The sequence below is a fragment of the Defluviitoga tunisiensis genome (assembly GCF_000953715.1).
GTDB lineage: Bacteria > Thermotogota > Thermotogae > Petrotogales > Petrotogaceae > Defluviitoga > Defluviitoga tunisiensis.
Genome location: NZ_LN824141.1, coordinates 1,422,560 through 1,445,507, shown reverse-complemented (window position 1 = coordinate 1,445,507; position 22,948 = coordinate 1,422,560). Strand labels below are relative to the sequence as shown.

General features: G+C 31.3%; 17 protein-coding genes. 15 read left to right on the top strand and 2 right to left on the bottom strand.

The features are described 5' to 3' along the window. Window positions 1-41: 41 nt before the first annotated feature. The 15 genes from uxuA (at window position 42) to xylB (ending at window position 20,518) form a co-directional block, all read left to right on the top strand. Window positions 42-1,118, top strand: coding sequence for a mannonate dehydratase (gene uxuA, locus DTL3_RS06600; RefSeq protein WP_045088032.1), 1,077 nt, complete (start codon window positions 42-44; stop codon window positions 1,116-1,118). Beyond that, window positions 1,115-1,969 carry an SDR family oxidoreductase gene (locus DTL3_RS06595; RefSeq protein ID WP_045088670.1) on the top strand — a complete coding sequence of 285 codons (855 nt, stop codon included), beginning with the start codon at window positions 1,115-1,117 and terminating at the stop codon, window positions 1,967-1,969. The genes uxuA and DTL3_RS06595 overlap by 4 nt, the downstream gene beginning before the upstream one ends. A gap of 13 nt (window positions 1,970-1,982) precedes the next feature. Beyond that, window positions 1,983-4,055: an alpha-glucuronidase family glycosyl hydrolase gene (locus DTL3_RS06590; RefSeq protein WP_045088031.1), complete on the top strand. Its 2,073-nt coding sequence runs from the start codon at window positions 1,983-1,985 to the stop codon at window positions 4,053-4,055. A gap of 84 nt (window positions 4,056-4,139) precedes the next feature. Next, window positions 4,140-4,937, top strand: a complete 798-nt coding sequence (locus tag DTL3_RS06585) for a polysaccharide deacetylase family protein (protein ID WP_045088030.1) — start codon at window positions 4,140-4,142, stop codon at window positions 4,935-4,937. Window positions 4,938-5,286: 349 nt separating this feature from the next. Continuing rightward, a complete protein-coding gene (locus DTL3_RS06580) occupies window positions 5,287-6,339 on the top strand; it encodes a GDSL-type esterase/lipase family protein (RefSeq protein ID WP_052670417.1) in 1,053 nt (350 codons plus the stop codon). Between the two features lie 44 nt (window positions 6,340-6,383). Further along, window positions 6,384-8,711 carry a glycoside hydrolase family 3 N-terminal domain-containing protein gene (locus tag DTL3_RS06575; RefSeq protein ID WP_045088029.1) on the top strand — a complete coding sequence of 776 codons (2,328 nt, stop codon included), beginning with the start codon at window positions 6,384-6,386 and terminating at the stop codon, window positions 8,709-8,711. A gap of 254 nt (window positions 8,712-8,965) precedes the next feature. Continuing rightward, window positions 8,966-10,372, top strand: coding sequence for a methyl-accepting chemotaxis protein (locus DTL3_RS09735; RefSeq protein WP_052670416.1), 1,407 nt, complete (start codon window positions 8,966-8,968; stop codon window positions 10,370-10,372). Beyond that, window positions 10,257-10,805 carry a methyl-accepting chemotaxis protein gene (locus DTL3_RS09830; RefSeq protein ID WP_331709056.1) on the top strand — a complete coding sequence of 183 codons (549 nt, stop codon included), beginning with the start codon at window positions 10,257-10,259 and terminating at the stop codon, window positions 10,803-10,805. Before DTL3_RS09735 ends, DTL3_RS09830 begins: the two co-directional genes overlap by 116 nt. Before the next feature lie 47 nt (window positions 10,806-10,852). Then, a complete protein-coding gene (xylA, locus tag DTL3_RS06560) occupies window positions 10,853-12,166 on the top strand; it encodes a xylose isomerase (protein WP_045088028.1) in 1,314 nt (437 codons plus the stop codon). Between the two features lie 407 nt (window positions 12,167-12,573). Further along, window positions 12,574-13,605, top strand: coding sequence for a D-xylose ABC transporter substrate-binding protein (gene xylF, locus DTL3_RS06555; RefSeq protein ID WP_045088027.1), 1,032 nt, complete (start codon window positions 12,574-12,576; stop codon window positions 13,603-13,605). Between the two features lie 118 nt (window positions 13,606-13,723). Beyond that, window positions 13,724-15,262: a sugar ABC transporter ATP-binding protein gene (locus DTL3_RS06550; protein ID WP_045088026.1), complete on the top strand. Its 1,539-nt coding sequence runs from the start codon at window positions 13,724-13,726 to the stop codon at window positions 15,260-15,262. After that, window positions 15,259-16,392, top strand: a complete 1,134-nt coding sequence (locus DTL3_RS06545) for a sugar ABC transporter permease (protein WP_045088025.1) — start codon at window positions 15,259-15,261, stop codon at window positions 16,390-16,392. Before DTL3_RS06550 ends, DTL3_RS06545 begins: the two co-directional genes overlap by 4 nt. A 70-nt stretch (window positions 16,393-16,462) precedes the next feature. Beyond that, window positions 16,463-17,776 carry a xylose isomerase gene (gene xylA / locus DTL3_RS06540; RefSeq protein ID WP_045088024.1) on the top strand — a complete coding sequence of 438 codons (1,314 nt, stop codon included), beginning with the start codon at window positions 16,463-16,465 and terminating at the stop codon, window positions 17,774-17,776. 34 nt (window positions 17,777-17,810) lie between these two features. After that, on the top strand, window positions 17,811-19,007 hold the full coding sequence (locus DTL3_RS06535) for an ROK family transcriptional regulator (protein ID WP_045088023.1): 1,197 nt from the start codon (window positions 17,811-17,813) through the stop codon (window positions 19,005-19,007). Window positions 19,008-19,042: 35 nt separating this feature from the next. Continuing rightward, window positions 19,043-20,518 carry a xylulokinase gene (gene xylB, locus DTL3_RS06530; RefSeq protein ID WP_045088022.1) on the top strand — a complete coding sequence of 492 codons (1,476 nt, stop codon included), beginning with the start codon at window positions 19,043-19,045 and terminating at the stop codon, window positions 20,516-20,518. A gap of 45 nt (window positions 20,519-20,563) precedes the next feature. Here the strand turns inward: xylB and DTL3_RS06525 are convergent, their stop codons facing one another. Both DTL3_RS06525 and lnt read right to left on the bottom strand, forming a co-directional pair. Further along, the gene (locus DTL3_RS06525; RefSeq protein WP_045088021.1) at window positions 20,564-21,052 is read right to left on the bottom strand and encodes a Dps family protein; all 489 of its coding nucleotides are present in this window, start codon (window positions 21,050-21,052) and stop codon (window positions 20,564-20,566) included. A 401-nt stretch (window positions 21,053-21,453) separates the two neighbouring features. Continuing rightward, on the bottom strand, window positions 21,454-22,929 hold the full coding sequence (gene lnt / locus DTL3_RS06520; RefSeq protein ID WP_045088020.1) for an apolipoprotein N-acyltransferase: 1,476 nt from the start codon (window positions 22,927-22,929) through the stop codon (window positions 21,454-21,456). Window positions 22,930-22,948: the final 19 nt, after the last annotated feature.

Genomic DNA, 22,948 nt, shown 5'->3' with positions numbered 1-22,948 from the left:
CCGTTTCTTAGCTACTAACTACAAAAACAGGAGGAAAACACGTGAATTTTATACTCAGATGGTTTGGTGTAAAAGATGACAGTGTAACGCTATCTCAAATAAAACAGATACCAATAATATCTGGAATTGCTGGCACATTGAATGAAATCCCCGTTGGAGAAGTATGGCCTATAGAAAAGATTGAAAAACTTAAAAACCAAACAAATATCGAAGGCTTAAAGCTAGAAGTAATTGAAAGTGTGAATGTTCATGAAGACATAAAAGCAGGACTTCCTTCAAGGGATTACTACATTGAAAATTATATTAAGACTATTGAAAATTTAAGCAAGGCTGGAATTAAGGTAATATGCTACAACTTTATGCCTATTTTTGATTGGGTAAGAACTGACTTATACCACCAACTACCGGATGGCTCTTACTCAATGGCTTATGATCATGAAAAAATAACGAATATCTCTCCTCAACAACTAATTCAAGAAGTTAATAGCGGTGCAAAAGGCTTCTCATTACCTGGATGGGAACCAGAAAAATTAAAAAACCTTCAACAACTTTTCGAAGCTTTTTCAGACATCGATGAAGAAAAACTTTTTCTTAATCTAGAATATTTTCTCAAAAGTATTATTCCTGTATGTGAAAAGGTTGGTATTAAGATAGCTATACATCCTGATGATCCACCCTGGCCTATTTTCGGATTACCAAGGATAGTTAGTTCAAAGGAACATCTTGAAAAGATTATAAACGTAGTCGATAGTCCTTCTAATACTCTAGCAATCTGTAGTGGTTCGTTAGGAGCAAATTTAGAAAATAATGTGCCTGATATAATAAGGCAATTTGGAAAACTAGGCAAGATCAGTTTTGTACATGTTAGAAACATAAAAATCACCGATTACAAAAAATTTCACGAAGTTTCTCATTTCTCAAAAGAAGGTTCATTAGATATTTTTGAAATAATGAAAGCTTTGCATGAAACAGATTTTAAAGGATATTTAAGACCTGATCACGGCAGACTCATATGGAATGAGAAGTCAAGACCAGGTTATGGTTTGTTTGATAGAGCATTAGGAGTCAGTTATTTATACGGTATTTGGGAATCATTAGAAAAAAACAAGAGAGGATGATTATCATGAAATCAAATTTGAAAGAGAAAGTTGCCGTAATAACAGGTGGTGGAGGAATATTGTGTGGGACCATAGCAAAAGGATTAGCTAAAGAAGGTGTAAAAATAGCTATACTAGATATTTCTTTAGATAAAGCTAGAACCGTCACAGACGAAATATTGAAAGAAGGGGGAGATGCTTTAGCAATAAAATGTGACGTACTTAATAAGGAAGAAGTAAAATCAGCAAAAGAAAAAGTAATAGAAAAATACGGTAAATGCGATATTTTAATAAATGGAGCCGGTGGAAACCATCCAAAAGGAACAACTACAAAAGAAATTTTTGAGTTATCTGATCTTCAACAAGAAAATAAAGAGTTAATTACTTTTTTTGATCTAGAAGTAGACGGATTTGAATTTGTTTTTAATCTCAATTTTTTAGGCACATTTATAGTTTCTCAAGTATTTTTAGAAGAAATGGTTAAACACGAAAATTCAACCATAGTAAATGTTTCTTCCATGAGTGCATTTTCTCCTATGACGAAAGTTCCCGCCTACAGTGCTGCAAAAGCTGCTGTTAGCAACTTCACCTATTGGTTAGCAGTACATTTTGCAAAAGTTGGTATTAGAGTTAATGCAATCGCTCCTGGATTTTTTCTAACAGAACAAAATAAAAACCTACTTATTCACAATGATGGAACTCCTACTGAACGATACAAAAAAATAATCGATCACACGCCTCTAGGAAGACTAGGTGTCCCAGAAGATCTTTTAGGTACGGTTCTTTGGCTATGTGATGAAAATGCTTCTGGTTTTGTAACCGGTACTGTTATACCAATTGATGGTGGTTTTATGGCTTATTCTGGTGTGTAAAAGGAGGGATTAAATGAAACCTTTTTCCAATGAAATAGATTACCAATGCTGGTTAAACTATGAACATATTAAAGATCAATCATTATTGAATGAATATGCTAAATATTTAAAGAATATAGTAATTAATGAAAACAGTTATATAATAGACTCCATAAAAGATGAAATCTATTATTCTATAAATAAAATATTGGGTATAAGTCCTCTTATCAACAACTATACCAACTCCAATAAATTTATAACTATATCTAAAATTGGAAAAAACAATTTGGTCGATTCATTTTTAAAAGATGAGGAAATTATAGCTATAGATGAAGAAGGATTTTTAATCAAGACTGTGAATAGTCACGACAAAAAATTTATAATAGTAACCTCTAAATCTGATAATGGATTACTATATGGAACTTTTTATTTAATTAGAACATTACAAGAAAAGAAACTCCTTGATGACTTATATGTTTTAGAAAATCCTAAAACCCCTTTAAGAATGATCAATCATTGGGATAATTTAAACGGAAACATAGAAAGAGGATACGCTGGAAAATCCATTTTCTACAGAAACTATGAATTGGTGGACAACCTTGATAGGATTAGAGATTATGCAAGATTACTTTCATCCGTTGGAATAAATGCAATATCTCTAAATAATGTAAATGTTGGAAAGGAAGAGGCTCGACTAATAGATGACAAGATTTATATAGTAGAAACTTTGTATGAAATTTTCAAAAGATACGGCATAAAAGTGTTTTTGAGTGTGAATTTTGCTAGCCCAATAATGATAGGCGGTTTAAAAACAGCGGATCCTCTAAATAAAGAAGTGAATGAATGGTGGAAAAAGAGAGCTAACTTTATTTATGATCACATTCCTGAGTTTGGAGGCTTTCTTGTCAAAGCTGATTCAGAGGATCAACCCGGACCATATTCATACAATAGAAACCATGCAGACGGGGCTAATATGCTTGCAGAAGCACTTGCTCCACATAATGGACTTATAATTTGGAGAGCTTTCGTCTACAATTGTTACCAAGATTGGAGGGACCAAAATACTGATAGAGCTAAAGCAGCTTATGAAACTTTCATACCGTTAGATGGTCAATTTTTGGACAACGTAATTATTCAAATAAAAAATGGACCTATGGATTTTCAAGTTAGAGAACCAGTAAATCCACTTTTTGGTGGCCTCAAAAAAACTAATCAAATCCTCGAACTTCAAATCACCCAGGAATACACTGGGCAACAAAAACATCTATGTTATTTGGTACCACAATGGAAAGAAGTCTTGGATTTTGATACCTATCTTTTTGGAGAAGGGACTTCCGTATCGGAAATTATATCAGGTGTTCCATTCAATTCAAAAAAATTTGGAATAGCAGGAGTTTCTAATGTGGGGGATGATACCAATTGGACAGGTCATACTTTAGCTCAAGCAAATCTTTATGGGTACGGTCGCCTAACGTGGAACCCAGAACTTAAAAGTTCACAAATTACAGATGAATGGATAAAGTGTACTTTTGGAAATAATTCAAAACTTCTTGAAAATTTATCAAACATGTTGCAAAATTCTTGGACAATATACGAAAAATATACTTCTCCTTTAGGAATAGGTTGGATGGTAAATCCAGGACATCATTATGGACCTAATGTAGATGGTTATGAATATTCAAGGTGGGGAACGTATCACAGAGCTAATCATTTTGGCATTGGTGTAGATAGAACTTTAAAGTCTGGCACAGGTTTTACCAGATTATATCAACAACCAAACTTTGAAATGTTTGAACATTTAGAAAGTTGTCCAGAAGAACTACTACTTTTCTTCCACCATGTTTCTTACATTTATAAGTTAAAAAATAATAAAACACTCATTCAACATATTTATGATACACATTTTGAAGGTGTAGAAGATGTTCAAGAATTAATCAATCAATGGATTGAACTTGAGGGACTAATAGACAATAAACGATATCAAGATGTTTTGTCCAGGCTTTTGGAGCAAAAAGAACATGCAAAAGAATGGAGAGATGTTATCAATACTTACTTTTATAGAAAGACTATGATCTATGATGAAAAATGCAGAAAAATCTATCCTTAACATAACTTTTCTTTTAATAAACCAACAATAAATGTACGGAAATAATAAAAATAATTACTTAAAAAAGCAAAGGAGTCCTAAAACATGAAAATATCATTTAGTTATTATCCTGAAGGAAAAAGAAAAGCTGTTACGATGAGTTATGATGACGGCCAAATATATGATAGAAAATTAGTAAAAATTTTCAACAAATATGGAATTAAAGGAACTTTCCACTTGAATTCAGGAAAGTTCGATACATATCCTTTTCTTAATGCTTCTGAAATTAATAATCTTTTCCAAGGACATGAAGTTTCTATACACACTTTAAATCACCTATTTTTGACAACATTAACCAAAGAAACAATCATAGAAGAAATAAAAGGAGACAAAGAAAACCTAGAATCTCTAGTTAATTTTCCAGTACGAGGCATGTCTTATCCATATGGAGATTATAATGAGGAACTAGTTAAAATGCTTCCGTATCTTGATATTGAATACTCAAGAACAGTAAATTCTCATAGAAACTACACTCTCCCTGAAAATTTTCTAACTTGGCATCCAACTTGTCACCATGATGATCATCTGCTAGAAAGAACAACTGACTTTGTCGAGCTAGACCCTAACGGTAGAATGCTTCTTTTGTATGTATGGGGGCATAGTTTTGAATTCGAACGAAATAATAATTGGGATTTGATTGAAGAATTTTGTAAAACTATCGGGAATAAAGACGAAATATGGTATGCAACAAATATTGAAATTATTGATTACATAAATGCTTTGAAAAATCTAAAATTTAGTTCTAATCAACATATAATATTCAATCCTTCTGCTCTGGATTTATGGATAGGAGTAGACGGAAATCCAACAAAAATAAATAGTGGTGAATACACTTATCTATAAAGTATTTTTAAATGCAGAATATTTTAGAAAACTAACAAAATAGATTGTAAAAGGATATAAATGTTTGTAATCCTTCTAATCTTTAGTTTATTAGATAAACTTATATTTGTTTTGTTTTTTAAAAAATTATATAATATAAACTAAGTAGATAGGAAAATTTGAATAATAGGGTTTTTTTACTTAAATTATATTTGTTTTTCATAAAAACTTTTTATATATACATTATATTGAAAGGAGAGTCGTTATTATTAGTCAATGGATAAATAGTTGGGGGTACCTACCATTAAGGTTTGAATTAAACAATACCCATTCAAAAACTAGAATCCAACGGGTATTTACTAAAAATAATGTGAACGGTGACCAAATTAGAATTTTATTTTCTAATTTACATGGAAAAGAACCAATTCACTTCGAACGTGTAAATATATCTAAATCCAGAAATGCATCTAATTCTGTGTCTTATTCATTTGTACCTGTATTCTTTAATAATAAACAAGATCTTATTTTAAATCCTCAAGAAAGTATTTATAGTGATGTGGTTGAATTTAAAGTTAATGAAGGGGAATTTATTATTGTAGAAATATCTTCAAGCAATTTACCTTCTACCTTAAGTGGAACATTTTTTTTCAAAGATCAACCTATTACTTCTATATTCGAACTATCAGAAAGTACACAAAACCAATTTAAGACACAACTTTTATCTGACCTTGAAAGTGTATATTTATATGGCATCTTCCAAATTGAAGTTAACACAAAAGAAGATGTAAAAACAATAGTAACGTTCGGAGATTCGATAACTCATGATTCTAAATGGGCTGCACCCTTAGCTCAAAACCTCTACTCCAAATATCCTGCAAAAGTTTCTTTAATTAATTATGGAATAAGTGGAAATAGATTGCTCTTTGATTCAGAACCAAACTATTTCTTCGGAGATGCTGGTATAAAAAGGTTTGAAAAAGATGTCTTTGAAAATAACAACAAAGTTGATTTGGTAATAGTGTTAGAAGGAACTAACGATATCGTTCATCCACTAACTGGTACAGCCCCTCTTTCAGAAAAAATTAGTTCTCAAAATATAATTGATGGTCTTAAAGTACTGATTGAACAAGCACATAACCACAGTACCAAAATAATCTTGGGAACCATTACCCCTTTTTACAACTACCAATCTTGTTGGACAAAAACCGAAGAAAAGAAAAGAAATACAATTAACGAATGGATACGAAACTCTAGCGAACCTGATGGTTACATAGATTTTGATAAAATTCTTAGAGATCCTAAAGATCCTAAACGACTATATTATGAATACGATAAAGGAGACAATCTTCATTTAAGCAAAAAAGGAGGACAAAAGCTATCTGATAGTGTAGATCTCGAATGGCTTTTGGGACTTTGTAATTAATTTTAGGTTAAGTAAAACTAAAAATGTAATTGGAGGGGATCACATTGAAAATTTATAAAGACCATAATCAGCCTATAGAAGAAAGGGTAAAAGATCTTTTAAATCAAATGACATTAGATGAAAAAATCGCACAATTAGGCTCGTATTGGAGTTACGAAATATTAGAAAATGGAGAGTTTTCTACTCAAAAAGCCTCAAAACTTTTGAATTTTGGAATAGGACAAATCACAAGACCTGGAGGTGCAACAGGTTTTTCTCCAAAACAAACTGCCAAATTAGTGAATGAAATTCAAAAATTTTTGGTTAATAAAACAAGATTAGGAATACCTGCTTTTATTCACGAAGAATGCTTAAGCGGATATATGACAAAAGGAGCTACAATTTTTCCTCAAATGATCGGTATTGCTAGTACTTGGCAACCAGAACTTTGTGAGCAAATGACCTCAAGAATAAGAGATCAAATGAAAACCTTAGGAATTCATCAAGGATTATCCCCTGTGGTTGATGTAACAAGAGATCCAAGATGGGGAAGAACTGAAGAAACTTTCGGGGAAGATCCTTATTTAGTTTTATCTATGGGGGTTTCCTACGTGAAAGGTTTACAATCAGATAACATAAAAAATGGGGTTGTAGCAACCTTAAAGCATTTTGTTGGATATGGCGTTTCTGAAGGAGGAATGAATTGGGCCCCAGCTCATATTGGAGAAAGAGAACTAAGGGAAATATTCTTACTACCTTTTGAAGCAGCTATTAAAGAAGGTAAAGCAAAATCCGTAATGAATGCATATCATGAACTTGATGGAATTCCCTGTGGCGCTTCTAAAAAATTGTTGAGAAACGTTCTTAGAGATGAATGGAATTTCGACGGAATAGTTGTATCAGACTATTTTGCAATTAATTCAATAATGGATTATCATAAAGTTGCTTCAGATAAAGAACAAGCTGCAATAAAAGCTTTAACAGCAGGAATAGATGTAGAACTTCCGACTTTTGATTGTTATAAAGAACCTTTAAAAAAGGCAGTTGAATCAGGAAAGTTACCAATTACTTTTGTTGACGACGCTGTTAAAAATATTCTTAGATTAAAATTTGAAATGGGATTGTTTGAAAATCCTTTTGTTGATCTAGAAAAAGTCCCTGAAAATCTTGATCTTGCAGAAGACAGAAAATTAGCTTATGAAATTGCGGTAAAGTCACTCGTTTTATTAAAGAATGATGGAATATTGCCTCTAATTAGAGATAATCACCCAATCAAAAAAGTTGCTGTTATTGGTCCGAATGCCAATAGTGCTAGAAATTTAACTGGGGACTATACTTATCTTACACACTTAGAAACTTTAGAACAAGACGCTTTTGGCACCTCTGCAATGAAAGGCATAGAATTTTCAGAGAGTGAATTACCTATCACTACAATATATGAAGCATTAAAAGAAAAATTAATCCCTCTGGGAATAGAAGTCTCTTACTCCAAAGGTTGTGAAATTAACGATAAAGATAAAAGTTATTTTACTGAAGCAGTAAACTTAGCTAAAAGTTCTGACGTAGCAATTCTAGTTCTTGGGGATAAATCTGGTCTAACCAAAGATTGTACAACCGGAGAATCTCGGGACAGTTCAACGTTAAAACTTCCAGGTGTTCAACTCGAGCTTCTTCGAGAAATTAAAAAAACCAACACACCTATAATCCTTGTTTTGGTAACTGGAAGACCCTATTCATTAGAATGGGCTGATAAACATGTTTCTGCCATTTTAGAAGCCTGGTTACCGGGTGAAGAAGGAGGCAACGCTATTGCTGACATAATAATTGGTAACCGAATACCTGGTGGGAAATTACCTATATCTTTTCCTTATCATGCTGGACAAATCCCTGTTTTTTATAATCATAAACCATCTGGTGGAAGAAGTCATTGGTGGGGCGATTATGTAGATTATCCTACTAAACCCCTATATCCATTCGGCTACGGCTTGAGTTACACAACATTTGAATATTCCAACTTAGAAATAACAGTCGAAGAAACAAATGTTTTTATAAGTTGTGAAGTAAAAAATATCGGACAATTTGAAGGAGAAGAAGTAGTTCAATTATACATAAATGATGAAGTGGCAAGTGTAACTAGACCAGTCAAAGAATTAAAAGGATTTAAGAGAATTAACTTAAAACCAAATGAAACCAAGAAAATTACTTTTGAATTACCTATCGAAGTATTAGCTTTTTATGATGAAAACATGAAATTTGTTGTTGAAAGAGGTGATTTTAAAGTATTAATTGGATCATCTTCCGAAGACATAAGATTGAAGGGTAACTTTTTTATTCAAGACAATATTTTTGTAGATGAAACAAATAAAAAGTTTTTTACTAAGATTTGTTTTTAAATCTTGTTTCAAAACAATAAATCAAATATTTGCAAGAATTTTATAAATATAGTTTATAAACGAAGATATTTGAAGGGGGGATACTTTTTGGCTCAAAATACTATCAGAAAAAAATTTCTTTAATTGTATCGGTTATTTTAGTTCTTTTTGGCATTTCTATAATTTTTAATATATTCTCTTTAATAAACTCTAACAATGGGTTAGAAAATTACAAATTTTTATCAGATGAAACCGGTATAATTTCGGAAATTGAGATGAACTTTTTTGAAGCTTCTGTAAGTTTAAAAGATTTTGTTGTTAGTTACGATGACCAGGACAAGGAATTAATATTAAGGAATATTAATAATATTAAAAATATGTCCTTGGACTATACAAAAGAATCAACTTCTTTAACGAATCTACATACTTATATTGAGAATTACGAAAAATACTTTAACCAAATTATAGAGCTGAATAACTTAAAAAACACTCTTATAAATCAAGATTTTATTAACCTCTCAAATAATTTGAAAAAGATAATTTCGGATTTCAAAACTAAAGCTAAAGAAAACAATATTTCAACCATTGTTTTTTATTGCGATAGCGCACTGGAAATATTAGAAAATATTAACTCTTTTACTACAACCTATTTTGTTTCAGAATCAGCTGGGGATAAAAACAGTGTCTTAGATGCTTTTAATAACTTGGTTTCACAATTGTCCATTATGGAGTATGGACTAGTTTCAGAAGAATTAGAAAAAATGTTTACGAATATTCAAAGCACTGTGTCAGAATTTAGAAACGTATTTGATCAAATAGTAGAGGCAATCGAATCTCAAGACCCAATAATCCAAGAAATGGAACAATTAAGGGTAGAAATACTAAACCTATTAGAAGACCAAAGGGCTCAATTAAAAGAACAACAAGATACATTAGGGCCACAACTAATAGAAAAGAACAACAACTCCATCCTACTAACAATAATATTAACAGTAATAGCCTTTGTAGTTGCAATAATAATGGTCATATATCTAATACGCAGTATAACCAAACCATTACTTGAACTAAGAAACAAGATAAACCAATTCAAAGAAGGAGACTTAACAGTAGACTTTCAAGTAAAAAGCAAAGATGAAATAGGACAAATGGCGTTAGCTCTATCAGAGATGAGTAAAGAACTAAGAAATTCAATGGGATCGATAAGACAAGCTTCAGGCAAAGTACAAGAATCCTCAGTCAATCTAACCAAGACCTCCCAAGAAAGCAGAGAAAACTCAGAAGAACTAAAAAGACAAATGGATACGATACAGACATATGCAGAAGAGACAGCAGGAAATGTAGAAGAAGTAACCTCAGGAGTAGATGAAGTAGCAAGAGCGGCGCAAGGAGTATCGCGAGATGCCCAAAGATTAAGTGAAGAAGCAGAAAACACAAACAAAGCAGCCCAAGAAGGAAGTCAAACAATACTAAGCATAAGTGAAATAGTAAAAGAAGCAGTAGAAAGGACAAAAGAAAGCCAAGAAGAAGTAACCCAACTAGCAACGAATCGCAAAAGATGTACAAAGCATAGTAGAAACGATAAACTCGATAACGGAACAAACGAATCTACTAGCCTTAAATGCAGCGATAGAAGCGGCAAGGGCAGGAGAAGCTGGAAGAGGATTTGCAGTAGTAGCAGATGAAATAAGAAAGTTAGCCGAAGAGTCAAGAAACGCGACAGACGAAATAAGTCAGATACTAACAAACATAACGCAAGGAACAAAGAAAGTAAACGACTCAACAAACAAAGTAGTAGAAACGATAGAAGAAGTGAACAAAAAAATGGACAATGTACTAGAGAGTTTCAATAACATAAGAGAAAGAATAGAAAAGATGAATCAAGGGATAGAAAACATGACAGCAAGTGCAGAAGAACAAAGTGCAAGTGCACAAGAGATGAGTTCAGCGATAGAAAGGGTAGCCAGGGCAGTCTCAGAGATAAGTGAACAACTAGAAAACTCAAGAAAAGTAATAGACAGACAACTAAATCAATCAGTAGAGATAAACGAAAGTGCAAAAGAGTTGAGTGAATTATCATCTGAACTAGAGGCTTTAGTTAAGAGATTTAAAATATAATTATTAAAAACTCTAAAATAAAAACATAATTAACAGGAGGATACAAAATGAGTGAATATTTCAAAGGAATAAAACAAATTGAATACGTTGGAAAAGGTTCTAAAGAACAATTAGCTTTTCATTATTACAATCCTAAAGAGATAATTGGTGGAAAGTCGATGGAGGACCATCTAAGATTTTCTGTTGCTTACTGGCATACTTTCACTGCAGAAGGTAGAGATATGTTTGGCGTGGAAAGTGCTCACAGAGAATGGAATAAGTACACTGATCCTTTAGATAAAGCTTTAGCTAGAGCTGATGCTGCTTTTGAATTTATGAGTAAACTTGGTGTAAAATATTTTTGTTTTCACGATAGAGATTTAGTTGATGAACAAGAAACTCTCAGAGAGACTAACAAATTGCTTGATAAAGTTGTTGAGCATATTAAAGGAAAAATGAAAGAAAGTGGTATCAAGTTACTTTGGGGAACTGCTAACTTGTTTGCTCATCCCAGATTCATGCAAGGAGCAGCTACAACTTGTGATGCAGATGTTTATGCGTACGCATCTGCTCAAGTCAAAAAAGCTCTTGAAATTACCAAAGAATTAAATGGAGAAAACTATGTATTTTGGGGTGGAAGAGAAGGATATGAAACACTTCTTAATACAAACATGGAATTAGAGTTAAACAATTTAGCTAAATTCATGCATATGGCGGTAGAATACGCTAAAGAAATAGGATTCACAGGTCAGTTTTTAATAGAACCAAAACCAAAAGAACCTACAAAACATCAATATGATTTTGACGTGGCTAATTCCTATGCATTTCTACAAAAGTATAACTTAGATAAGTATTTTAAATTCAACATTGAAGCAAATCACGCAACACTGGCAGGACATACATTCCAGCATGAATTAAGATATGCAAGAATTAACAATCTCCTAGGAAGCATAGATGCGAATATGGGAGATTTATTACTTGGATGGGATACAGATCAATTCCCCACCAATGTGTATGAAAATGTTTTAGCCATGTATGAAATACTTAAAAATGGAGGTATTGCACCTGGAGGGTTAAACTTTGATGCTCACGTAAGAAGACCGTCTTACGAAGATATAGATTTATTTTATGCTCACATTGCAGGAATGGACGCATTTGCTTTAGGTCTAAAAATAGCTCATAAAATAATAGAAGATAAAGTACTGGAAGATTTTATTGAAAAACGATATAATAGTTTCAAAGAAGGAATAGGTAAAAAGATAGTTGAAGGCACAACAAATTTAAAAGAACTTGAAGACTATGTTATTGACAAGAAAGTTTCTTTACCTAAATCTGGCAGACAAGAATACTTGGAAAATATTATCAATCAATATATTTTTTAATGATTAATAAATATTAAGATTTTTCATCCTAAATGAAAGTAAATGTTTTTAATCGTTACTAATATTAGTTGATTGGATAAATTAATGGTTGACTTAAAAAGTTAATTTACATATAATTTATTTAGAAGAAAATTGAAACCTCTTCCAATTTTAAGACTGGTACGTTCTGCATATAAAAATCTTCAACTAAGAAGTATTAATAATAAAACTATTTAATATTAAAATGCTTAACACTAGTTGATAGAGTCTGTATGGTATGGTTTAGTCAAGATATATTCTAAGATATTTTTTAACAGGTTTTAGTTGATTTCTCAAACTTATTTTTATTTATGTTAAACAAATTTAATTTTTATTTACTCTTTTAAATTACATTAAAAACTATATCTTAACAAGAGGAGGGAACTAGTATGAAAAAAGTTTTAACGTTTTTTTTGATATCTTTAGTATTATTTAGTGCAACTATTTTCGCAGCAAAAGATGAAATATTGATTGGTCTTTCTATGTGTGAATTACAACTAGAAAGATGGCAGAAAGATCGAGACATCTTTGTAAATACTGCAGAAAAGTTTGGTGCAAAAGTGATAGTACAGTCTTCCAACAATGACGATCTTTTACAAATTTCACAAGTTGAAAATATGATTACTCAGGGAGTTGATGTATTAGTAATAATTGCTCACGATGGAAACATTATGGGTAGTGTTGTTAAGGAAGCCCATGCCAATGGGGTTCCAGTCATTGCATATGATAGATTACTTATGGACTGTGACTTGGATTATTTCATCACTTTTGACCCCATAAAAATTGGTGAATATCAAGCAAAATATCTCGTTGAAAGAAAACCAAAAGGTAACTATTTCTTATTAGGCGGTTCTCCGACCGACAACAATGCTCACCTTGTTAGACAAGGTCAAATGAATGTACTTCAACCTTACATAGATAGAGGAGATATAAAAATTGTGGGAGATCAATGGGCTAAAAACTGGTCTGCACAGGAGGCTATGAATATCATAGAAAATGCTCTGACCGCAACAAAAAATCAAATTGATGCTATTGTAGCTTCAAATGATAGTACTGCTGGAGGGGCAATCGAGGCATTAAAAGAACAAGGATTAGCTGGAAAAGTCTTGGTATCAGGTCAAGACGCAGATTTAGTTGCTTGTCAGAGAATAGTTGAAGGCACACAAACTGTGACAGTTTACAAACCTATAAAAGATATTGCTACCCAAGCTGCAATTATGGCAGTATCTATTGCAAAAGATGTACATATCATTACAAATGGAAAAGCAGATAATGGATTTAAAGAAGTACCAACTTTTTATCTGGAACCAATACCTGTAGATATAAATAATATTGTTGACACAGTAATAAAAGATGGATTTCATTCGTTAGAAGAGGTATATAAAAATGTTCCAAAATCTCAATGGCCTAAAATTAATTAATTCTTAGTTCATTTTAGGAAAAATAAAAATGTTTAATAATGGTTAGGGACAATCCCTAACCATTTTATATAAAACCCTTTTACTCACTATTTTAGTTTTGATATAAGAGGTGAAATTAATGCCTACTTTATTAAGGATAAAAAATGTTTCAAAATACTTTCCTGGAGTCAAAGCTTTGGATAATATTACAATGGATATAGAGAAGAATGAAATACACGCTATTTGTGGAGAAAACGGTGCAGGAAAATCTACTCTGATAAGTATACTAGGTGGTATATATCCATATGGTAGCTATGAAGGAGATATTTATCTCAAAGATAAAAAAATTGAATTTAAAAATCCAAAAGATGCTGAGGAAGCAGGTATTGCAGTTATTCATCAGGAATTAACTCTTTTTGAAGAATTAAGCATAATAGAAAATATATATATGGGATCACAAAAAGTTAAAGGACTTGTTATCGATTGGAATTCTATGTATGAGGAATCACAAATTCTCTTAAAAAAATTAAAGTTAGATGACCTAAATATTTTCACAAAGATAAAACATCTAGGTGTTGGAAAACAACAGTTAATTGAAATAGCTAAAGCATTAGTTAAAAAAGCAAATATCCTCATTTTAGACGAACCTACAGCTTCATTAACAGAAAGTGAAACAAATAACTTATTAGCACTATTAAAGGAGTTAAAAAAAGAAGGGGTCACTTGTATATATATTTCTCATAAATTAGATGAAATATTTGAAGTTGCAGATAGGGTTAGTATCCTCCGAGATGGAAAACTAATAGGGACTAAATTGATTAATGAAGTCACAAAAAATGATCTAATAAAAATGATGGTAGGTCGAGAAATAAGTCAAATGTTTCCAAAAAGAAAAATTTCTCCTGAAAAAATAATCTTTGAAGTAAAAAATTTTACGGTATTTGAAGAGTATAATCCCACAAAAAAGGTAGTTGACAATGTTAGTTTTAATTTGAGGTATGGTGAGATTCTAGGTTTTTCGGGCTTAGTAGGAGCAGGACGAACTGAATTAATGAGCAGTATCATCGGTTTTTATCAAGGTAAAAAAGAAGGGAAAGTTTTTTTAAACTCTGAGAAAGTTAACATTAATTCTCCACAAGAAGCGTTAGAGCTTGGCATAGCCTATTTATCTGAAGATAGAAAAGGTGCTGGAATAATTTCTAACTTAACTGTTAGAGAAAACATTACAATTGCTTTTATAAAAAAATTTGCCACTTTTTTTCATATTAACAAAGAAAGTGAAACTTTAAAAGCTTTGGAAATAATTAAAGAATTAAACATAAAAACTCAGTCTCCAGAAGTAAAAATTTCAACGTTAAGTGGTGGAAATCAACAGAAAACTTTAATTGGACGAAATTTAGTTTCCATTCCAAAAATATTGATAATGGATGAACCTACTCGAGGTATAGACGTAGGAGCAAAACAAGAAATATATTCACTTATGAACAAATTAACAAAACAAGGAATTTCTATAATAATGATTTCTTCAGAATTACCAGAAGTTATTGGAATGGCTGACAGAATAATAGTTCTACACGAAGGTAAATTTATGGGTGAAATTGAAAATTACAATCATGATACAAATCAAGAAGATATTATGTACTTAGCTACAGGAATTAGGGGAGGTAAAGGTGAATGAAGACTAACAAAAAGAAAGTTGATTTAAGATCATATATGATGATTATCGCTCTTCTTGTAATATGGCTTATATTTACTATAATGACAAAGGGATCATTTTTATCTGCTCGAAATATCTCCAATTTATTTAGACAATCAGTTTTTATTTCTCTATTAGCTATAGGCATGGTTATGGTCATCATTCTAGGTGAAATAGATCTCTCTGTTGGATCTATAGTTGGACTTTCAGGAGGTATATTAGCTATTCTTGATGTTTGGAAAGGTATTAATCCAGTTTTATCAATGATTATTACTCTTGGGATAGGGTTATTGTTAGGTTTATGGAATGGATATTGGATAGCTTACAAAGGAGTACCTTCTTTTATTGTAACTTTAGGAGGAATGCTTATTTTTAGAGGCATTTTAATGGGGATAACGAAAGGTATTACTATAGGACCTATGAGCCATTTTTTTACTTTTTTAGGAAAAGGTTATCTTTCAAATTCATTTGGTATTCTATTGGGAATTATTGCATCGATAATGATTATAATCTCAGAATTTCGATCATGGAAAAAAAAGAAGTCTTACAATATTGATTCATCTTCTACCCGATTTGAGTTTGTGAAAGTTGCTCTATACATAATTCTCATAAATTTATTTGTCATTATTTTCAATTCTTATAATGGACTTCCATTCCCTCTTTTAATAATGATTATAATCTTACTTTTGTTTGCATACATCACACAAAATACAGTTTTTGGTCGATATATTTATGCTATAGGAGGAAACAGCAAAGCTGCTATACTTTCGGGAATAAATATAAAAAAGATTACTCTTATTGTTTTTATGATTAATGGTCTTCTTGCATCATTAGGAGGCGTTTTTTTAACATCAAGATTAAATGCTGCAGCTGTTTCAGCTGGAGAAGGTGCCGAATTGGATACAATCGCCGCTTGCGTCATAGGAGGAGCAAGTTTAATGGGAGGTATTGGAACTACCTTCGGAGCGGTTGTAGGAGCTATAGTTATGACAAGTTTAGATAATGGCATGAGCTTATTAAACGTTGAAGTTTTTTGGCAATCTATAATTAAAGGTTTAGTTCTCCTGTTTGCTGTGTGGTTCGATGTGATAAGCAAAAAAAGAGAAGCCTAAAACTATTAATTTTTTACCATAACGTTCTACATACAAATTTTTTAACTAATTATTTGATGGAGGGTACAAAATGAGTGAATATTTCAAAGGAATAAAACAAATTGAATACGTTGGAAAAGAGTCTAGAGAGCAATTGGCTTTCCATTATTACAATCCCAAAGAAATAATTGGGGGAAAGTCTATGCAGGATCATCTCAGATTTTCTGTTGCTTACTGGCACACCTTTACCGCAGAAGGAAGAGATATGTTTGGTGTTGAAAGTGCTCAAAGAGCATGGAATAAATATACTGATCCTTTAGACAAAGCCCTGGCTAGAGCTGATGCCGCTTTCGAATTTATGAGTAAACTTGGTGTAAAATATTTTTGTTTTCACGATAGAGATTTAGTTGATGAACAAGAAACTCTCAGAGAGACTAACAAATTGCTTGATAAAGTTGTTGAGCATATTAAAGGAAAAATGAAAGAAAGTGGTATCAAGTTACTTTGGGGAACTGCTAACTTGTTTGCTCATCCCAGATTCATGCAAGGAGCAGCTACAACTTGTGATGCAGATGTTTATGCGTACGCATCTGCTCAAGTCAAAAAAGCTCTTGAAATTACCAAAGAATTAAATGGAGAAAACTATGTATTTTGGGGTGGAAGAGAAGGATATGAAACACTTCTTAATACAAACATGGAATTAGAGTTAAACAATTTAGCTAAATTCATGCATATGGCGGTAGAATACGCTAAAGAAATAGGATTCACAGGTCAGTTTTTAATAGAACCAAAACCAAAAGAACCTACAAAACATCAATATGATTTTGACGTGGCTAATTCCTATGCATTTCTACAAAAGTATAACTTAGATAAGTATTTTAAATTCAACATTGAAGCAAATCACGCAACACTGGCAGGACATACATTCCAGCATGAATTAAGATATGCAAGAATTAACAATCTCCTAGGAAGCATAGATGCGAATATGGGAGATTTATTACTTGGATGGGATACAGATCAATTCCCCACCAATGTGTATGAAAATGTTTTTGCGATGTACGAAATACTTAAAAATGGAGGTATTGCACCTGGAGGGTTAAACTTTGATGCTCATGTGAGAAGACCGTCTTACGAAGATATAGATTTATTTTATGCTCACATTGCAGGAATGGACGCATTTGCTTTAGGTCTAAAAATAGCTCATAAAATAATAGAAGATAAAGTACTGGAAGATTTTATTGAAAAACGATATAATAGTTTCAAAGAAGGAATAGGTAAAAAGATAGTTGAAGGCACAACAAATTTAAAAGAACTTGAAGACTATGTTATTGACAAGAAAGTTTCTTTACCTAAATCTGGCAGACAAGAATACTTGGAAAATATTATCAATCAATATATTTTTTAATGATTAATAAATTGATTTAAGGAGGACTTAAATTTTGAAGCTAAAGAAAATAAATGCTGAAAGAATGGGCTATTCAAACAAATTAATGGTCTTTAATTTAATTCGATATTCTCCACAAATATCAAGAAATGAAATTACTAAACTTACAGGTTTAGATAAAAGCACTGTCACGAAGATTGTGTTTGATCTAATGGACAAGAATCTCGTTAAAGAAGGAGAAAGAAAGTCCTCGCAAGGACCTGGCAGAAAACCTATAAAGTTAGAGCCAGTGAAAGAGGCTGTTATGTCGATAATTGTAAAAGTTGGAGTAGAAAGCACTATTGTTGGAATGGGTTATCTAAATAACCAGATAGAAAAGATAAGTAAATTTGAAACACCCAAAAGTTTTGCTTCTTTTCTTGAAAAAGTCTCATCCATTGTTGAGCATATATATAGCGAAAATAAAGAACAAAATATTGCTGGAATTTCATTTTCTTTTCCAGGAATGGTAGACAGAGACAATTTGATTATAGAATACGTACCTCATTTTAACTGGAATAACATTAATTTCAAAAAAGCTTTTCTCAGAAACCTACCTAACTGGGACAAGTCGATTTTCATCGCAAATGAGGCAAAGCTGGCGTTACAGGCGGAATTATATTTTAATAAAAGCATAAAAAATCTAAACAATGGTGTTTACATATTCATATCTCAAGGTATTGGTGGAGCTTTATTAATTGATGGACAAATATATTTAGGCCCTAACTATACTGCTGGGGAATTTGGACATATGAGTATTCATGTTGATGGCGAAAAATGTTTTTGTAATAACCAAGGCTGTTGGGAAACTTATGCTTCTATAGATACAATTTCAAAAATATATGAATATAGTAATGGAAAACTTGAAGGAGATACTTACGAAGAAAAATTTAAAAACTTGCTGGATAAATCACAAAGAAGAGAAAATAATTCTTATGAAATTGTACAACAAATGTTGTATTATTTATCTGTAGGAGCAGTAAATCTTATAAATATATTGAATCCGGAATTTGTACTTTTTGGAGGGTATGGTTCTTTGTTTCCAAATGAATACTTAATTGAAATAGAAAACTTAATCAAACAGAGGGCTTTAAAACCCGCCTTAAAATCTTTCACAAAGACTTGTAAACCAGTTTTTGATATAGAAACAGCTTGTCTAACAGGTGCAAATTTAAGAGTTATGGACGATTTTTCTGAAAAAATAGTTAAATAACGAAAAAACAGTATAGTTGTTTGAGGTGATTTGTCATGGAAAAATACCTAGGAATCGATGTGGGAACAACTTCGATTAAAGGATTAGTAGTTGATGAGAATGGACGACTTTTAGATACTTATTCTTGGCCTTTAAAGATGGACATCCCAAAGCCTGGTTGGGCAGAACAAGACCCCAATTTGTGGTGGGAAGGTGTTCTTGAAATATTAAGAAATGTTTCTCTAAAACATACTATATCTGCTATTGGTTTTTCAGGCCAAATGCATAGTTTAGTTTGTTTAGATAAAAATTTTCAAGTTATTAGACCAGCCATTTTGTGGTGTGACCAAAGAACTACTCAACAATGTAAAAAAGCAACTGAAATTATGGGGGGAGAAACAAAAGTAATTGAAAAAATGGGAAATCCGTTTCTTGAAGGTTTTACTTTTCCAAAGATTCTATGGATAAAAGAAAATGAACGAGCTAATTTTAACAAGATAAAAAAAATATTGCTTCCAAAAGATTATATAATCTACAAATTAACAGGAAATTTAGGAATAGATTATTCTGACGCATCTGGAACCGCTTGTTTTAATGTTAATAAGAATACATGGGATAGTGAAGTATTTGAAAAATTTGAAATTGATATTAGTATAATGCCTGATATTTATTTATCTTACGACGACAGAGGAGAACTAAGAAACGAATTAAAAAGTCAGTTAGGGTGGAACAACTGTAAAATAGTTTCGGGTGGAGCAGATAACGCTGCTGCTGCATTTGGAATAGGCATTTCCAAAAAAGGTGAATCCATGGTAAGTATTGGAACATCAGGAACTGTTCTAACAATAACTGAAAACAAAAAACCAGATTTAGAAGGGAAAATACATTATTTCAACCATGTACTTGAAAATAAATATTATTATATGGGTGTGATGCTATCTGCTGCCAACACATTAAATTGGGTAAGAGACCACTTTTTCCCGCATTCAAGCTGGGATGAAATAGAAGAAAGAATAAACAATTCTAAACCTGGATCAAATGGAATAATATTTCTTCCTTATCTTAATGGAGAGAGAACTCCACATAGGGACCCCAACGCTCGCGGAGTAATTTTCGGGATATCTTCGATAAATAATGAAAATGATATACTAAGGGCCACAATGGAAGGCATTACTTTTGGATTAAGGGACTCATTTGAACTTATAAAAGAAAAGACAGAAATCAAAGATATGAGAATAGTAGGTGGAGGAGCTAAAAATAAAACATGGATTAAATTAGTCGCAGCAAATTTTAAAATGCCCATAAAGATACCTCAAATAGATGAAGGGGGAGCTTATGGAGCTTCTATGCTTGCTGCATTAGGAAATGGACAAAATCTAGAACATGTCTTAAATTGGGTTAAAATAAAAGAAATAATAGAACCTGACGATAACTTGTTTGAGATATACGATGAACTTTATGAGATATACAAAAAATTGTATTTTTCATTAAAACAGAATTATATACAAATGGCAAAATTTTTAAATTTATAATTAAATTAAAAAAGCGGCTTCTGCCGCTTTTTGTTGTTTAAATTTTTAAGATAATGTAGCTCTAAGCATCCATGAGTCTTTCTCAAATTCCTTGAGAGAACCTATTAATATATCTGCAGTTCCTTCATCTCCATACTCTTGAACAAGCTTGATTATATTTCTAAGTTGTCCTATTAATTCTGAAAAGTCTTTCAAAACAATATTTAATGATTCTTCCACATCATACCTTTTACTGTCAATTTCTTTTAACGTCGCATTTTGAGCATAATCACTTAATTTCACTAATGGCCTATATCCTAAAGTAAGGATTCTTTCAGCAATTTCATCAATATGGTCAGATACATAGTCATAATACTCTTCTAATTTTTCGTGAACCTTAAAAAAATTCCTACCTTCTACATTCCAATGTAAATTATGCAATTTTGCATAAAATACTTGTAAATTTGATAAATATAAGTTTAATTCTCTAGAAATCGTTTCTCTTGCTTTCTCATCCAAATATATGTTTACTTCAATTTTTCCAGCTTTATTCATAATAAATCCCTCCTTATGATTTTTTTGCTGTCCTCAGAAATTGTAAAATCTGCATTATATATATGTTTAATATTCAATTATTTTTACAAAATACTCCTCAGTTCTAATCCTCACTAATTCTTAATTTTTTAACTATCCGGTACTTGTACCAAAGGATTCGTTTACTTTATTCCATAATAACCTAATACGTTAATACAACTCAAATCTTTATTCAAATTGATTATAACAAAAGATTGTAAATTAATAACTAAATTTTATAACAAAATGTAATGTTTTGGTTTCATTATTTGCTATTTCATTTATTCTTATTATATAAAATTAGTGTTACCTGTACTTTCGTGATAGATAACGCTAATCTAATTGAATATAATAATATTAAATTTATAAATTTTTTATACTCTCTAAAAAATTGCAATCAATAAAGCTAAAATCAAAATGATAACTTTTAATAAAGCTGAAATCTGCGAATATATAGTAAAAGAATCATTGTAATTAACGTAAAGAATGCCATTATTCTCTTGTCGATCTTTAAAAACATTAGTTATTCTACCATATCGATCAATTGATCCTGTCAAACCTGTGTTAGATATCTGCACAAAATCTCTTCTTGTTTCAAGTGCTCTAAAAATTCCTTGAGTATAATGCTGCAAAAGTGCCGTTTTTGAATTAAACCATCCATCATTAGTAACTGCTATTAAAAACCCCGCACCTTTTTTAACCTGAGAAGCAGAAATTTCAGGAAAATATGTTTCAAAACATATTTGAACGCCAAATTTTTTACTATCTATTTCAAAAATATTGAATTTTTCCCCAGGACTATAATACCTTAACAATTTAAACATCTGAAAATTATTAAAAAAAGCTTCATAAGGCAAAAATTCCGCAAAAGGCGTTAATTTAATTTTATCATAAACATTAATTACAGTACCATATTCATTATAAAACCATACAGAGTTAAAATAATTTTCTCCATCAAAACGTGGATAACCTATAATGACGGGTTTGGACGAATTTTGAATATCCATTTTCATATAATCTAATACATCAGAATTAGAAATATCTTCTAGAAACGACGATTCGGGAAATACTATCAAATCAACATCTTTACTTTGAAAATCAGATATATTTTTTGAAAAAACTGAATAATTTTTGTAAATATCAGAAGAATATTTAATTTCTTGAGGTATATTAGTCTGTATTGCTCCAATTTTTATTGAATTATTAGTATAATTAATATCAGGTAAAAATCTAACTATACTAAAATTTAATAAGTAAATAAAAGAGAAAATAATAAGCATATTAATACTACGATTTCTTGTTTTATCAAAAGCTATCAATGAGTTAACAAAAACAATAATAAAAGTAATACCCATAGGACCTATTATTGATACTAGTTGAATTAACCCGGTGTGGTCGTATAGAGCATAAGCCAAATTTCCTCCAGTAAATGCTAAATCTCCAAACTCCCTTAATATCTCAGCACTAGTAAAAGCAAGAGAATAAAATAAAGAAAGATACAATAAATTGTATGTCCTGTTTTTTCTATGAAAAAGTTCAGCTAAAAGCCAAATTATTAGATAGGGAAGAATAAGTAAAATGATCATTCCTACAAATCCTAAGAATCCTAAAAATGATGGATAGTTTTGCAAAACTTGAGGTATATTTTTGGTTAAAGTGGGAAATAACCACCAAAGTGTTGTCACTAACATTGAAGCCGAAAAAATAATAGTATGAAGAAATCTTTGATAATAATTCTTTGAATTGACCATATTTCGAAGAAAAAAGACTAACGAAAACCAGATAATAAAAGAAAAAAGATTCCCAGGCATCGCTAAACCTGTTAATATCCCAGAAATTAAAGTAAAAAAATATTGCATGTATAACCTCCATCTAATT

Excerpts from the sequence above, each read along its gene's own strand:
- DTL3_RS06595 (WP_045088670.1), top strand. The coding sequence starts at position 1,115 with ATGATTATCATGAAATCAAATTTGAAAGAGAAAGTTGCCGTAATAACA.
- DTL3_RS06590 (WP_045088031.1), top strand. The coding sequence starts at position 1,983 with ATGAAACCTTTTTCCAATGAAATAGATTACCAATGCTGGTTAAACTAT.
- DTL3_RS06585 (WP_045088030.1), top strand. The coding sequence starts at position 4,140 with ATGAAAATATCATTTAGTTATTATCCTGAAGGAAAAAGAAAAGCTGTT.
- DTL3_RS09735 (WP_052670416.1), top strand. The coding sequence starts at position 8,966 with ATGAACTTTTTTGAAGCTTCTGTAAGTTTAAAAGATTTTGTTGTTAGT.
- xylA (WP_045088028.1), top strand. The coding sequence starts at position 10,853 with ATGAGTGAATATTTCAAAGGAATAAAACAAATTGAATACGTTGGAAAA.
- xylF (WP_045088027.1), top strand. The coding sequence starts at position 12,574 with ATGAAAAAAGTTTTAACGTTTTTTTTGATATCTTTAGTATTATTTAGT.
- DTL3_RS06550 (WP_045088026.1), top strand. The coding sequence starts at position 13,724 with ATGCCTACTTTATTAAGGATAAAAAATGTTTCAAAATACTTTCCTGGA.
- DTL3_RS06545 (WP_045088025.1), top strand. The coding sequence starts at position 15,259 with ATGAAGACTAACAAAAAGAAAGTTGATTTAAGATCATATATGATGATT.
- xylA (WP_045088024.1), top strand. The coding sequence starts at position 16,463 with ATGAGTGAATATTTCAAAGGAATAAAACAAATTGAATACGTTGGAAAA.
- xylB (WP_045088022.1), top strand. The coding sequence starts at position 19,043 with ATGGAAAAATACCTAGGAATCGATGTGGGAACAACTTCGATTAAAGGA.
- DTL3_RS06525 (WP_045088021.1), bottom strand. The coding sequence starts at position 21,052 with ATGAATAAAGCTGGAAAAATTGAAGTAAACATATATTTGGATGAGAAA.
- lnt (WP_045088020.1), bottom strand. The coding sequence starts at position 22,929 with ATGCAATATTTTTTTACTTTAATTTCTGGGATATTAACAGGTTTAGCG.